Annotated in this window: 15 protein-coding genes; 8 read left to right on the forward strand and 7 right to left on the reverse strand. The window is 58.7% G+C overall.

What is annotated here, in order from left to right:
- Positions 1 to 322 precede the first annotated feature (322 nt).
- Positions 323 to 643 (forward strand): hypothetical protein, encoded by a 321-nt coding sequence (locus EN861_RS11165; protein WP_245464458.1) that lies wholly within the window; start codon positions 323 to 325, stop codon positions 641 to 643.
- A 317-nt stretch (positions 644 to 960) separates the two neighbouring features.
- Here the strand turns inward: EN861_RS11165 and EN861_RS11175 are convergent, their stop codons facing one another.
- Both EN861_RS11175 and EN861_RS11180 read right to left on the reverse strand, forming a co-directional pair.
- Positions 961 to 1770: a plasmid partitioning protein RepB C-terminal domain-containing protein gene (locus EN861_RS11175; RefSeq protein ID WP_127279814.1), complete on the reverse strand. Its 810-nt coding sequence runs from the start codon at positions 1768 to 1770 to the stop codon at positions 961 to 963.
- Positions 1767 to 3329: a recombinase family protein gene (locus EN861_RS11180; RefSeq protein WP_281041218.1), complete on the reverse strand. Its 1563-nt coding sequence runs from the start codon at positions 3327 to 3329 to the stop codon at positions 1767 to 1769. Before EN861_RS11180 ends, EN861_RS11175 begins: the two co-directional genes overlap by 4 nt.
- 243 nt (positions 3330 to 3572) lie before the next feature.
- On the opposite strand from EN861_RS11180, the gene EN861_RS11185 reads away from it, so the two are divergent.
- Entirely contained in the window at positions 3573 to 3890 is a 318-nt protein-coding gene (locus EN861_RS11185) for a YMGG-like glycine zipper-containing protein (RefSeq protein WP_127278430.1), read from the forward strand.
- Positions 3891 to 4261: 371 nt separating this feature from the next.
- On the opposite strand, the gene xth is transcribed toward EN861_RS11185, so the two are convergent.
- Positions 4262 to 5038, reverse strand: a complete 777-nt coding sequence (xth, locus tag EN861_RS11190) for an exodeoxyribonuclease III (RefSeq protein WP_135863563.1) — start codon at positions 5036 to 5038, stop codon at positions 4262 to 4264.
- A gap of 127 nt (positions 5039 to 5165) precedes the next feature.
- On the opposite strand from xth, the gene EN861_RS11195 reads away from it, so the two are divergent.
- Complete coding sequence (locus tag EN861_RS11195; protein ID WP_127278428.1) at positions 5166 to 5630, forward strand: hypothetical protein; 465 nt, start codon at positions 5166 to 5168, stop codon at positions 5628 to 5630.
- A 706-nt stretch (positions 5631 to 6336) separates the two neighbouring features.
- Here EN861_RS11195 and EN861_RS36240 read toward each other — a convergent pair.
- Positions 6337 to 6519 carry a hypothetical protein gene (locus EN861_RS36240; RefSeq protein WP_245464370.1) on the reverse strand — a complete coding sequence of 61 codons (183 nt, stop codon included), beginning with the start codon at positions 6517 to 6519 and terminating at the stop codon, positions 6337 to 6339.
- Positions 6520 to 7685: 1166 nt separating this feature from the next.
- On the reverse strand, positions 7686 to 9635 hold the full coding sequence (locus EN861_RS11205) for an acyltransferase family protein (protein ID WP_189343604.1): 1950 nt from the start codon (positions 9633 to 9635) through the stop codon (positions 7686 to 7688).
- A 96-nt stretch (positions 9636 to 9731) separates the two neighbouring features.
- Here EN861_RS11205 and EN861_RS36245 point away from each other — a divergent pair, with 96 nt between their 5' ends.
- From EN861_RS36245 to EN861_RS11215, 3 genes are all read left to right on the forward strand, one after another.
- The gene (locus EN861_RS36245; protein ID WP_245464369.1) at positions 9732 to 10139 is read left to right on the forward strand and encodes a glycosyl hydrolase 108 family protein; all 408 of its coding nucleotides are present in this window, start codon (positions 9732 to 9734) and stop codon (positions 10137 to 10139) included.
- A 292-nt stretch (positions 10140 to 10431) separates the two neighbouring features.
- The gene (locus EN861_RS36250; protein ID WP_245464368.1) at positions 10432 to 10584 is read left to right on the forward strand and encodes a hypothetical protein; all 153 of its coding nucleotides are present in this window, start codon (positions 10432 to 10434) and stop codon (positions 10582 to 10584) included.
- The gene (locus tag EN861_RS11215) at positions 10581 to 10874 is read left to right on the forward strand and encodes a hypothetical protein (protein ID WP_127278426.1); all 294 of its coding nucleotides are present in this window, start codon (positions 10581 to 10583) and stop codon (positions 10872 to 10874) included. Before EN861_RS36250 ends, EN861_RS11215 begins: the two co-directional genes overlap by 4 nt.
- Positions 10875 to 11458: 584 nt before the next feature.
- On the opposite strand, the gene EN861_RS11220 is transcribed toward EN861_RS11215, so the two are convergent.
- Both EN861_RS11220 and EN861_RS11225 read right to left on the reverse strand, forming a co-directional pair.
- Entirely contained in the window at positions 11459 to 11683 is a 225-nt protein-coding gene (locus tag EN861_RS11220; RefSeq protein WP_127278425.1) for a hypothetical protein, read from the reverse strand.
- Between the two features lie 372 nt (positions 11684 to 12055).
- Complete coding sequence (locus EN861_RS11225) at positions 12056 to 12304, reverse strand: hypothetical protein (RefSeq protein WP_245512020.1); 249 nt, start codon at positions 12302 to 12304, stop codon at positions 12056 to 12058.
- 168 nt (positions 12305 to 12472) lie between these two features.
- Between EN861_RS11225 and EN861_RS11230 the strand changes: the two genes are divergently transcribed.
- Together EN861_RS11230 and EN861_RS11235 are read left to right on the forward strand one after the other, a co-directional pair.
- On the forward strand, positions 12473 to 12694 hold the full coding sequence (locus EN861_RS11230; RefSeq protein WP_127278424.1) for a DUF768 domain-containing protein: 222 nt from the start codon (positions 12473 to 12475) through the stop codon (positions 12692 to 12694).
- Between the two features lie 260 nt (positions 12695 to 12954).
- On the forward strand, positions 12955 to 13812 hold the full coding sequence (locus EN861_RS11235; protein ID WP_135863565.1) for an ATP-dependent DNA ligase: 858 nt from the start codon (positions 12955 to 12957) through the stop codon (positions 13810 to 13812).
- The last annotated feature ends 28 nt before the right edge of the window (positions 13813 to 13840 follow it).

A 13840-nucleotide genomic window follows, 5' to 3' on the forward strand; every position in this document is an offset into this window, starting at 1 on the left:
GAAGGGCAATGGGAAAACGCCATAACGCGCCGAGCGGCGAAGCTATGTCCAAGTTGGAAGGAGCTGCTCAGCAGGCAATAGAGTCGGCCGGCGGCGACGCTGTGGTTGCCTTGTTGAAGGCCCTCGCAAGAAACGCTGAACTCGAGCACGAGCTCGCTCTTTCGCGTGCGGCTGTGTCGAACGGCTTTTCCCGCGGCTGGCACAGGGCGCCGCCGTTATGAGTTCCGACGGGGAAAAGACGCTTCTCGAAACCATCAGCCGGTCACGGATTTCACCCTCAGCATGGCTGCCTGCCATGCGGCAATGCGTACGGCGACCAGGCATGCTGCTGGCCCACTTCAACAGCCGCCATGTGATGGAGAAACTCCTGACACCAGGCAAGGTAAAAATTCCGCCCCAGACGATCATCGACGGCAGCGTTCACGCCGGCTTGGACGTCTCCCTCGGGGACCTTCGCGAATGGCACACGTTGCGGGCCTGGTGCACAAAATGCTCGCATCATGCCGCGGTGAAGCTGGCCGGGTTGATCCGGCGGTATGGAAAGGGTGAGCTATTCAGCACAGTCGAACCGGCGCTGTTTTGCACGAGTTGCGAGAGGGGTGGCCCAGTTCGGCTGGAAATCCACAAACTTCCAAGAAATTGAAAGGGAGCTGGCAATGCACGACTTGATCGACTTCTTCCAGACCAACGGGGCTCTGGTGATCGCCAACCCTCTGCCCTTCCTTACTTTCGCTGTCCTTTTTGGAGGCGGAGGATTCATCGTCGGCCGCTATTTCCTTACCGAACGCATAGCCAATCTTGAGAGCCGTATTGCGCGGCGAGATGATGAAATCGCGGCGCTGAAAACACGCAAGGGCAAGACGGCAGTGCCGTCACTGATCCCAATCATGGGTACCTCGGCAATTGGCGAAAACGACGTAACACCCATGCTGGCCAGATCGGCGTCGGCCGGGAACGCTGTCAGCGCCACCGCGTCAACGTCGTGGCTAAGCTTAGGCTGGCGGGGTCTATCATCTTCTGGAATTCAGACAGGGTCGCGGGAAAATTCCGCGCAAGATACCGAACAACGGGCGCGTTATCCATCAGGCGGTTGAGATAGCCGCGCGCTGCTACAAGTTCGAGGCCCCACGGACCAAGGTGCTCCGCGGCGTTCAAGAAATCCAGGCTTAGGGCGGCCAATTCGATTTCCATCGCTGCAATGTCGCTGGCATCGATACCGGCGAACTGCATTCGCGAGACCGAAGGCGCGGCGAGCTGCGTTTGCGGCGTCAGAGCGACCAACACTCTTGCCCAGTGGAGCCTCACTCTGTCCAGCCCGATCATCAGTCGTGTAATTTCTATCTGCCGGCTTGGCACGACTTTCCGTAGCAGGCAAAAAATGCCCGCTGGCACGGGGCCGTCTTCCAACAATTCGAGAGCGTCAAGGCAAATCCCCGCAACCAGCTGTCGGTTGATAACCGAGGTCGGTTTCTCGTCACCAATGGGAGCGCGATTGCCTCGGATTCTTTCCGCAAGCCGCATTGGAAGGGATCCAAGGCGTTCCGCTTCCATCAGCGCCCGAAACGCATTTACAGTCGTCAGTTTTCCAAAGTGCGCGGCTATCGTCTCCAGCCCTGCCTGCGACGCGTTTGCCTCTCGGATGAAGAGCCGCATTCTTTCGCATTGACAGTCGTAGGTGGCACGCAACTGGTATGAATAGAGCTTCTGCGGCCCCTGCAAATCACTGATCAGATCGACGGTGTGACGGCTGATCTTCACGGCCTGAGTCATGACAATGCTGGTCCCTCCAGACGAACCCGCCGCGCCAGCTCGACCAAGGGGTCCATCGACTGGAACAGAAACGCGTCAATGCCGGCGTGGTTGTTTGCCGTCAGCATAGTTGTGCGGCGTTGCACCTGATACGTCGGACCGATCAGGTAGTCTCGGACCGAAACATTGTCAGGGTTCATTCTGATCAGCACAGAAATGTCGGCCTCGGGAAGGCGCTCCTGCGAGTATGCCCAATGAGGACAGCCGAAACGCTCGGGATGACAGCGCGCGATCCAGACCGCAACGGTGAATTCGTCATTGACGCTTACGAGTTTGGTCTCTGGGTCATAGCGCGCCAGTCCGCCGGCCAGGCCAATCGATGCCACAAGGTCTTCAATGATTTTCCGACGGCGTCGATGAAGCTGGTCGTTGATGTGGAACCACCCATTGTTCGGGGGGTCAAATCCGACCAGTTTGTAAACCGCGTAGAGGCTTCCGAAACGCACCTGGTAGGTGCTGACGCTCACACAACCTGGTGCCGCATTGATAATATGTTCCGACAACTTTCCTCGCTCAACCAGCAGCTTGGAAAGATCTGCCAACATCCGCTCGTTGCTGAGGGGCGCGCGGGCATCCGCGACGGCCCTTGCGCGCAGAAACACCTTGCGGTCGAGGATGGGCTCGCAAGACTTTTCCGCGCGTACCCATGCAGACGCGGGATTTCTCGCCCTCTTGCCATGAAGCTTCTCGGATTTTCTGTTCCATACGATGTTGCCGATGTAGCGTTCGTTGTTCAGGACCGTATGCACCGTATTGCTCGTCCATGTCCGGCCCATCTCCGTAAGCACACCCCGCTTGTTGAGCGCGCGCACGATTTCGATCCGGGATTTGCCCTTCACAAACTGGCTGAATATCCAGCGCACGACGGCAATCTCTTCCGGCGGACCTGGCACCAGCACAACCCGGTCGGATGCCAGGCCTTTGTACTGTCTGCGTTTAAGGATGAATTTAGGCTCGCCTGCCTCATCCACCAGGAGGCGCCTGAGACCGTACCCCGCGAGGCCGCCCCCGCAGAAACCCATTTTCACCACGCGCCTTTGGCCGAGAAAGACCTTTATCGAAAGCATGCGGCTCAACTCGGCCGCCATGCTGCGCTTGATGGCCTTGAGCACGTCTGAACCGATGGTGCCATCGTTCGCGAACTGCTCAGCGCAAAATTCGATCCGTACGCCGGCCCGCTGGCATCGATATTCGTAAGAGGCGCTCTCATCAATATTCTGAAAGCGCCCCCAACGGCTTACATCATAGACCACCACGGTCTCGAAATCGGCTTGCCCGCTTTCCACATCCATCAACAGCCGTTGCAGGCCGGGTCGCCCTTCGATGTTCAGTCCGCTGCGACCAGGGTCCTCGTACGTAGCGACGATGTCGTAACCCATGATGTCGGCATATTCGCCGATGGCGTCTCGCTGGTTGTGGATGGAATAGGTCTGAGTGTCGGTCGACATTCGCAGATATTGGGCAGCCCGGATCCTTGGCCTCGATGCCGATGCCTTTGAAATGCCGGGGTTCGTGACCATCGCTTGGTTGTGCACTACGTTGCGGAAGCGAAAGCATACCGACATGGGCCTGTCGTTTCGTTATGGTTTCCCAAACAGTTTGTGTCGAATGGGCCGCTTCTGCGCAGTTACTCATCAGTGCCTGCGATTGGTTCAACCACCGAGAAACCATGTCTCATATCGTGAGCATGCGTGCCGCCGTTCCGCCGCAATGGAACCGCACGTGACGATCGATAGGGATTCAGACGTTAAGGGAGACTTCACATGACCTTCCAAAAAGCCATTGCCGCCGTGCTTCTGGCCGCCGCGCTCGCTGGCTGCCAGTCGCAGACTGAGGGCCAACAGCGAGCCACCACCGGTGCGCTCCTCGGCGGCGCCGGCGGCGCGCTCGTCGGCCAGGCGATCGGCGGCAACACCAAGAGCACGGTCATCGGCGCGGCTAGCGGCGCGCTGCTCGGTGCCGTCGTCGGCTCTGCCACCACCCCGCAGCGCCGCGGGGAACAGCTCTGCCGCTACCAGGACCGCTACGGCCGCATCTACACCGCGCCTTGTGACGACCGCTACTACAACGGCAACTACTGATGTAAAGCCGTCCTGCAGCCTTGTTTTGGAGGACGGCTTCCAACTATCCTCCGCACTCAGCCGGGATGCGCTGAGATAGGCGTGGTCTCCCACAGGCGGCGAGACTGAACGACACTATTGCACCAGGACCGGCGCTTGCCGGACAGCCCTTCGGGAATCCCCAGCATGCCAGGACCAACATGTTTCTGAGCCAGATTTTGAAGCACTGACGCGACCTTTGCCAAGCTGAAGCCGGCTGAAGTCGCATGAGCATCCGGTCGCCCCAGTGCCACGCCTCCTTACAAGTTGGCTGCCCACAGCGCCAGTGACGGCCCCATCGCTGGTGGAGGGATTGGCTCGGTTCCGGAGCTGCGTGATTGACTTAGCCGCGGTCAATCGACTTCGATCCAAGCTGGCGCATGGTCGCTAGGCTTCTCCCACCCGCGCAACTCGACGTCTACGCCGGCATTGCGGAGTTTCTCCGAAAGAGAAGGGCTCACCAGCAGATGGTCCATTCGGAGGGCGGAGCTTCGATCGTAGCCGCCCCTGTATGAGAAGTTCCAGTAGGTGTAGATGCCCTTGTCCGGATGGATACGTCGGACGGCGTCTGTCCAACCATTCGCAAGCATTTCGGCGTAAGCCCGCCGGCTTTCCGGGAAGTACACTGCGTCTCCTAGCCATCGTCGGGGCACGACGGCGTCAATTTCGGTCGGAACGACGTTATAGTCGCCGCAGAGAATGCTCATGGCGCCATCTCCGAGCAACTGCTGGCCGTAGCTAATCAGCCGATCGAACCACCGGAGCTTGTAGTCGAATTTCGGGCCTGGCGCCGGGTTGCCGTTGGGCAGGTAGAGGCAACCCACAACAAGCCCATTAAGCTCGGCCTCGATGTAGCGGCTGTGCGTGTCGTCCGGGTCCCCCGGCAGCCCGCGTCGACGTTCTAGCGGTTCCGCCCCCCGAGCGAGAATAGCTACCCCATTGTAAGATTTCTGGCCGTGCCAGATCGCGCCGTAACCGGCTCCCTTGATCGCGTCGGCAGGAAACTTCTCGTCAGACGTCTTGAGCTCCTGAAGGCAGACGATGTCGTACTCGGTTTCACCCAGCCACTTGAGCAGCACGGGCAGGCGGCCGTTGACCCCGTTCACGTTGAAGGTTGCGATGCGAGTCATTTTGGACTTTCCGTAGGCTAGGCTGCGCCCCTCAACGCCGAACCGGTGATTACGATCCACGTCTCCGTGCAAGAATAGCTAATTGATCATCAATGCAACGAAGAACCTCCGCAGTAAGAGTGTTCGCATGTCGAAAGTCGTCTGTGTCCGCACCCCTATACAAGCAACCATGCCCGCCGCTGCGCTCGACTTATTCAAGCTGACAAGTGATTTGTCTATCGCCTCTGGCGACCGTCGAGCGCATACGCCCATCACCGCACTGCGGCTTCATCGATGGTCAGGTCCAATTCCTTCCGCGAACGCAGCCGAACGTGCCACGGTCATCAGAATCTGCAACTCTTCCAAATCGCGACCGGCCTTTGTCCGATTTGTGATGGCAGACGAGATCGCGCGACACAGGCCATTCAACTCCATAGTTTGCCGAGTGGCTTCGCGCGAGGAAGCGCGAAGTGATGGTGCTCGCGATTCTGCGATCAGCCAGGTTGCTGGCGATTGGATGAGCCAAAACGAGTTGGCAGTTGAGGATGCAGGCCTGTTCGGCAGATACTCCAACTTGCCTGCTGTTCTCTTCAACGAGCCGCCGGCCGTTTGATCCAGCGACTCCACAAGCCTGCAGGCCAGCGGAACCAGAGCCGGCCCGCACGCAGTTCCATACGTTGGCCTTTTTTATTGGAACTGAACCGCCACGGCGAAGTTCTTTATAAGCTTGGAAGTCCCCTCAACCGAGCAGATAGACAAAGGCCCGTCACTGCTTCTTCAGTGGCGGGCCTTGCTTAATTCATATCTAAATAGCCCGGGGTTCCAACGCCTCGGGTTATGCCCCTGATTCATCCCTGGGGCGCCCGCCGCTGCCGTGAATGGGGCGGCGGGCAATTGAAACTTTGGCTGGAGGTGGTTCAGAACCCAGCCGTGAGACCATGACCACGCACTCTCCTGGTCTCCGGCCGTCGCAAGGCCGGCTGTCATAGCGGGCTTTCCGTAATGGACGGGAAAGAATCATCGTCCGGGCGGCCCACCAAGTGAGTTGATTGCTCGCTGCCGGCTTGGCTACGCAAGAGGGATCTGCTTAGGGAGATTACCCAGCACTTGGTTCGTTCGGTGGTGACGGATGTCGCTGATTTAGCAGCATAGACAGGGCTGTAATGATCTGAGGTAGCGCGAAAGGCTTGGTGATCATCACGCTTTCTGGAACACCTTCGGCACCCCAGTTAGGGGCGCTGTCCCCGCTGATATAGATCACCGGCATCATCGCATTGGTTTGCCTCACATGGCGAGCAACTTCCCAGCCAGATCGGCCGTCACCTAGGCGGATATCGGATATCAAAGCGTTGAACGATCCAGGCGGCATCAAAGGCAGACAACGCTTGGCCCGCGCTATTAACACCGACAACATCGAAGCCCGCTTCAACGAGTCCCCCTTCGATATCGAGCAATATCATTGGTTCGTCTTCAACGACGAGAACCAGGCCATTCATCATCATGAATACATCCCCTGGCGCCATGAACGGGGGACGGCATTTTTAGTTCCGTCCAGTCCCCTCACGTAGGCGCGAGTCTGGCATGCTCCGGTACGGAATAGCACCAACGATCCCTTCCTCCGGGCATGGGGTTCAGACCGAGAGACGAGCCTGCTAATTGACGCTGGCGCGGGCGCGAGAGAGGAAGACACTTCGCCTCCGCGAACGCCGACGGAAGATGGAAGCGAATTGCCGAAGCTGCGGCCGATGGCCCATATTCCACCCAGGGGTTGATGTCATCTCAGTCGCGGAATTGATGAAGAAGGTCTTCGGCGACGCCAAAGTGGTCGGGATCGGGAGCGCGAGATCGAGGGCAGGGTCTATAAAGCGATCCTTGATCGATCGTTTATCACGATGCGGCTCGGTGGATTTAGGTTAGCCGGCGATCGCTAAGCCTATGTCCAGGTCCATGGGAACCTTGTCGATCGCCACAGATTGGTACAATCGGCGACAGCGTTGCACAGGCCTGTCGCTGACCAAAGACCCAATCTCTGGTCGGCCCGCACCTCGCCAAGGGGTGCGGGTCATTCGCGCCGTGAGAAATCAGCCGGGGAATACGATGAAGAAGCCCGACGAAAAGCCTACGCTGGTAAAACGTGAGCGCCTGAATACAGTTACTGCCCAAGTCGTGGTCATGGTATCGGGGCCGGTCACTTAGCCGGGATTGCGTTCGAGTGCATTACCAGGCGCGGTGGTTTTGGCCGGCGGGCTCTCTGCCCTCGAGAAGCCTTTGACGACCTAATATCGGGTGTATTGCCATCAGCCGCTCGTGTTCCGTGAAAGAATGCCAGACAACTTGGGGTGTTCACACATCTGACCCAGCACTCTGGCACGCTCTAGCGGCGCCGGCGTCATCCCGTCGGGCGCTTGGCAGGTTTCTCACCATCAATGATAGATCCATAAGGCGGCTTGGCGGGCAAGAAATTTATTCCCTATTTGTTCTCATGGTGCACGATCCAATAACACGCTGGGAAGGCGACCCGGCACAACATGTGAAGAGGAAATGCAGCTGCTGGAATCCGTTACTGCCGATCTGCCGATCTCATGTCGGTCTATGGCGGCGGCGTGGACCCGTTGAAGCAGTCGACTGTAGCCGGTGCAAGCCGCAAGCGAAGGTCACGCTGATCGAGCTAGAGGCCGCGGCCATCGTCTAAGCCGATCATCTTCGCAAGCGCTTCCTTCGTCTGAGCCCGTAAGTTCCGTCGCAAGTGCGAGGCGTCCCGGTAGATGAACTCGCCGTTGACGTAAGTCGTGCAGTGATCGTTTGGGCACATGCCAGGACCCGGATCGACGAAGGACAAATGGTTCTCAGCGGCCAGCGATTTGAGGGCCGCAGTAATCGGTCGACGCACCGACGTGGCCCATTTGCTGTTCATCTCCGTCGAGCACCGGCGTCTTAGAAGGTTACTCGCCTTGTTAACAGCGCAGGAAGTCAAATCCTCGGCGGGCCCTGGCGTCGGACCGACAATTGTGATCCGTCGATTGGCTGCCGCAATCTCTGGAAGGAGTATCTGTAAACCCTCGCGTACCAATGAAATCTTGTCGGCCTGATGTCCGTCGGCCGCAACGATGTCGGTGAATTGCAGCCCTGACCAAGCAGCGGCCAGAACCACAACGTCAACGTCAGGCCGCTGGCGTAGCATTGTGATCGCCGCTTTCTGCGATGACGCACAGCGGTCCTTGTAATTGGGCGTCTCGGGAAAGTTGCGATAGATCCTATCGCCGAGCGCAGCTGGGCACGGTTCGTATAGAAAGAATGCCGTATCTTTTCGCTGACCGACAATATCAAGTAGCGGGGCAAGATGGTCGGCATGGCTGTCACCCCAAAGAATCCCGTGGTGCTTGGCTGATCCCCACGGAGCGCCGAAGGCACAGTAGGTAACGCCGAGTTCAGGGATGTTGACCGTCTGCGGGCATGGCCAATCCCACATCGCTTCGAGGCTGCGCATCGCCAGAGCATCATTAGAAACTCGGCTGGCAAATCCGCCAGCTTGCGAGATCGCGTCGCCAGTCGACGCGACTATCAAGGCTGAAGCGGCGCCGGCGGTGATCGCTTTCAAGGGCACAGGCCGGAGGCGACGCACGGGCTCCTCGACGTAGCGCCAAGAGAGGGAGGCGATCAGAACCGTGAACAGCAAGATTGATCCGGTCTCCGTCGCCGTCGGTACAGCACCGCCGTTATAGTGACGGAAGAAAACAAAAACTGGCCAATGCCAGAGATAGAGGCTGTAGGAAATTTTGCCCGTGAAACGCAATGGCGGAATCGAGAGTGCAGATATGACTGGCGAAGGTGGACGACGCCAAACCAGCAATCCGGCGCCGAAAACTGGAGCGAGCGCATTCACTCCAGGGAAAGCATCGTCTGGCGACAAGCGCAGAATGCTCAGCGCAATCATAAGCAACCCCAGGCAGCCTAACCAATCGAAAGATGGACGCCTTGGGACCGGGAGGAACACAAGTAGGCCGCCAGCCCCTAATTCCCACGCCCTGCTGAAGGGGCCGTAAAATGCCTGTTTGGGATCGGAGGCGACTAGATGCACCGCTATCGAAAAACTGGCGACGGCCACCACGCAGATTGCTACGACCGCAACACCCGGCCGCCCGTGTGAAATACGGCTGATGGCAAGCAGCAGAGCAGGCCAGATGAGGTAAAACTGCTCTTCGACCCCTAGCGACCATAGATGCAGCAGCGGTTGCAGCGCTGCCTCCCGGTCAAAATAGCCTGTGTTCCAAAGGAAGTAGTAGTTCCCAAATCCCACTGAGGAATAGGACGCACTTTTTCCCAAGCTAACATAGTCGCCTGGCAGGAGCAGAAACCAACCGGCGATGAGCGACACCGCGATAACAACTAACATCGCAGGCAGAATTCGGCGAACGCGTCGACCATAGAATTCGGTCAATGAGAGGCGGTTCGGCCCAACTAGAATACTAGTGATCAGATAGCCGGAGATCACAAAGAAAACATCGACCCCGGCGAAACCACCCGCAAAGCCGGGGACGCCGAAATGGAACATTATGACGGCGATCACCGCTACGGCACGTAGCCCATCAATGTCGTGCCTATAGTCGTTGAACTTCACGGATGCCCCTGGCGCCCTCCACGCGTCTACGCGTCGCGACAATAACCAAAATCCAAATCTGAACAACCTGCCCCAAAGCGGCGGAAAGGATTATCCATGGCACTTTCCCGTGAAAAGGAATCGCATGCCCGCGTACTCGCGCATGAGGGCGGCTATTCGAACCATCCAAACGATACTGGCGGCGTCACGATGAAGGGTGTCACCCAGCGGGTCTATGATGCCTATCGGAAGAGCAAGGGCCAATCCACGCGCTCGGTCAAAGCCATCCAGACGGCCGAACTAAACGAGATCTATGATCGCCAGTATTGGGACGCTGTGAAAGGCGATCTCCTGCCGGCCGGCGTTGTCTACGTGCTCTTTGACGGCGCGGTGAACTCCGGCCCCGGTCGTTCGATCATGTGGTTGCAACAGGCGCTGCGGCCTGCCTATACCGGGCCGATAGACGGCGTCATGGCGTCGGGACTTTGGCGGCGCTCAAGGCCGACAAGAACAACGACGCGTTGATCGATCGCATTTGCAACCCGCGCATGGCCTTCCTGAAGCGCCTTGGCACCTTTGCCACCTTTGGCAGGGGTTGGACCGCTCGCATTGCCGAGGTGCGCTCCATCGGCCAGGCGTGGGCAACTGAGCAGGTGCCGCAGTCGGCCGCTTCTATGACGGCGGCCAAGCGAAGGCTTTCGTCGAAGACGCTGAGACTCCGCCCTCAACCGCGCCGGCCGATGCGGCGATCGGCGCCGGCATTGGCAAAGGTGGTATCGCTGGCACGCTGCAGGATCTTCAGAATCAACTCTCGCCGATGTTCTACGGCAGCGAGTTCATCATGAAGGTGGTGCTGGTGTTGGCTGTCCTCAGTCCCGCGCTGCTGCTAGGCGGTGTTGGATATCGCTACTATGCCGGCTGGAAGGCGCAGCACATCGCGGTCGCGCTGGGCGGCGAAGTCTCGGAATGACCTGGCTCATTACGCTTGTCGCCGGCTTCGCTGGCGTGCCACGGCCGATGGCCGGCATCATCGCGTGGGCCGTCATCGCCTTAGCCGTCTCCGACACCGCGCTCAGCGTCTACGAACTCATCAAGCACAAAGGCGCCGACGAAGTCCGCGCCAAGATCGAAAAGGAGAACACTGATGCGATCTACAAGGGCATCGACGCTCGCATGTCTCTTGACGAGTGCATTGACGCTGGTGGCGTGTACGACTTCGGGCGTCAGCCGTGTGGTGCCGCTACGCTCGGCCCTCGGTAACAGCCTGGCCCGCCGGGTTGCGTCGAATGAATTAGCCAGGCCTGTCGGCTCGGCCGGCGGGCTTTTTGCGTTTCAGCGTTTGACGACTTCGGGCTTCAATCGCTCATATGCCTCGGCTGTTCGATGCAAATCGGCTAATCTACCTCAAAAGGACATGGTGTGATCGCGGAAGCTTCCTCCGGGCGGCTCGGCGCCGGGGGCATCGAGAGGCGGCGGGCGCCGAGCCTAACCGGCGGGACACAGGGTTGGGATGACAGCATCCCGTCGGCTAGCCCGACTATGCGCCACCCTCCGATATGAACGAAGTCATCCGAAAGAAGGTGCGCTACCTATCGCCCGAAACTCGCCGGGCGAAGGACCCCAACCACCTCAAGCCCGGCGAGCCTACTACCTGATCGCTACGCGATCAGGGCCGGGATTACCGGCACGAAGTCCGAAGCAAGAGCAATGCCAGCACCATAGTGCTGCAATGGGACAGGAGGAGGCACCGCGGGCCAACAGGGGCGCCAGGACGCGCACGGGTCTACTATGAATCAGAACTGCGGGCATTACTGCTGCGGCCTTGGCTTCGCTGGCCCAGATCGCTATTTTGAAAAGTCCGCGGGAGGCTGAGGCTCATCCAGGCCGAACTTATCTACGGTGCCTTCTATCTCGTCCACAACACGCAACCAATGTTCTCGCACGGCATCCTTGGCGGAAAGAGAAATCGCCGTGATCAATTTGACCGCACTCGCGGCGTCTTCAGCGGCCACAACGTGCGAGCCAACGACCTCGTCACCGTGCATTTCTTCGACCTGGTATTTCGGCATTGATGGACGCTCCTTTTTTCAGCAACCCCCTTCGGAGTGGATGGTTCCTTTGGGCCGCACAAACCTTAAGCGTCCGGAACTAACCACTCCTATAAGGCAGGCCCGTCACGTATCCTCCCGCGACGGGCTTTTCACGTCGGTACTTAGGTCTTGAATTGCAACTTTGTGCGCTTCGACTGTCACATTACATCATTATGTGGGTCGGCCAATGGCGGACCAAGAACCATATCGCGGATGCGATCAGGGCAAAAATAGCAAGGTATGCCAGGATAAACCGTACAGACGACATGAACCGCTCCAGAACACGACAGTTAAGGACTTAGCTTCGGAGTGTCGCTTGATCGGAGCGACGGTCCAGCTCGGTGGCCGGCTCTATTTGCTGGACCGGGTGAATTTCAGGATCGTCGCTTCCCGCTCCGGCTCCGGCTCCTGTTCCGGCTCGGGCTCCGGCTCCAGCGGCTCGTGCCCCGGCTCCTCGTGATAGAAAACCTGACGCAGATCGCGCTGGTCGACCCGCTGTCCGCAGCTCGGGCAATTGTAGAAGTGGCCGTCTGACCGAATGAGGTCGTCTCGGTTGAGCACGCCGGGGATCGGAGGGCCAAGGTCGGATAGCTTTGTCATCGCTATCGAACATCCCTCAGTGATAAAAGTTCCCGGAACCATTTTAGGACATGCTAATTGAATCACCGGCAGTCGGTGTCGACTGCTGACCAACGTCCCCGAGACCTCGGTCGGCCCGCGTCAGTGGTTGGGCAAGGCGCGGGCCATCGCATTCGGAGGCCTGGCAATTTGAGCACTCGCGGCACAAACTTCTTAGACTGGTGGATAACCAACAACGTTCCCAAGACGGGCGTGATCGACGTCATCTCGATTGCGGAACTGGCCCAGCAACTGTTCGCCGACGCCAAGGCTGTCGGAATCAGCAGCGCGGAGATCGAGGAAGACACCGAAAGCGCCTACGAAGCGATCCTTGATGCGATCGTGCATCACGATGCTGGCTTGGCGGATTGATTTCAACAAATCTAACGATTGGGAAGACGCACCGGAAGGCACGTTTGGTAACTGTTGATTCAACCATTGCTGGTATTTAGAAGGTAGGGTGACGGCTCCGACAGCGCGGTGGGATGTGCGTGCCGGAGCCGCCCGCGCAGTCCGGGTTGGGGTTTGACCGCGCTGTTCCAAAATAGGACAGCGCGGTCAACGAATCGTTAAAATTTACCGGAACTAATTAAGCGCATGCTAATTGAATCGCGGTTCCGCGAGTCCTGTGCATGCGTTTAAAGTTCATCGAGCCGTTGATGCCGACCTTGGTGGAGAAACCTCCCGAAGGCGATGGGTGGACTCACGAGGTGAAGTTCGACGGCTACCGGTCGCTGATCATCAAGGACGAGGAAGGCGTGCGAATCTTCACCCGTCGCGGGCTGGACTGGACGGCCAAATACCGAGACCTCGCCAAGGAGGCTGGCGACCTCGATGTCGATAGCGCCATCATAGACGGCGAGGTCATCGTGTTGAACGACGCAGGGCTTTCTGACTTCGGTGCGCTGCGCAAGGCGATCAGCAGGCGGCAACATGACCTGTATTTCGTCGCCTTCGATCTCCTGCACATCAATGGCCTCGATATTCGCGACATGCCGCTGGAAGAGCGTCGCGAGATCCTCGCCGAGATGATCCCAGTGGGACAGCACATCCAGTTCAGCCAGGCGCTGCCGGGCGAGGCGAGGGTTATCTTCCACCTGATCGACCAGGCCGGCATGGAAGGCATGGTATCTAAGCGGCGCGACAGCAAATATCGCAGCGGCATGTCGACGAACTGGCTGAAGGCCAAATGCTATACGGTTGAGGAATACGGGCTGCTGGGCGTTGAACGTGAGCCAGGCAAGCCGGCTTTTGCCCTGATGGCCGATCGGAAGACCGGGCGCTATGTCGGTTCGGCTTTCATCAATTCCAGCCGGGCGATCCGGGAGCGCCTGTGGGAGCGCGTCCAGGAGCACGCCGGGCCGCCGCCCAAGGGAATGAAGCGGCCATCAACACAATGGGTGAAGCCGGGAATCATCGCGCGCGTGAAACACTTGCGCGGCGAGGAGGATTTGCGGCACGCCTCGCTGCAAGATTTCCGCGAGGAATAAGAGCGTCGACGAAATCCTCCCGAAACTT

This window comes from Mesorhizobium sp. M8A.F.Ca.ET.218.01.1.1 (assembly GCF_004791165.1).
Lineage (GTDB): Bacteria > Pseudomonadota > Alphaproteobacteria > Rhizobiales > Rhizobiaceae > Mesorhizobium.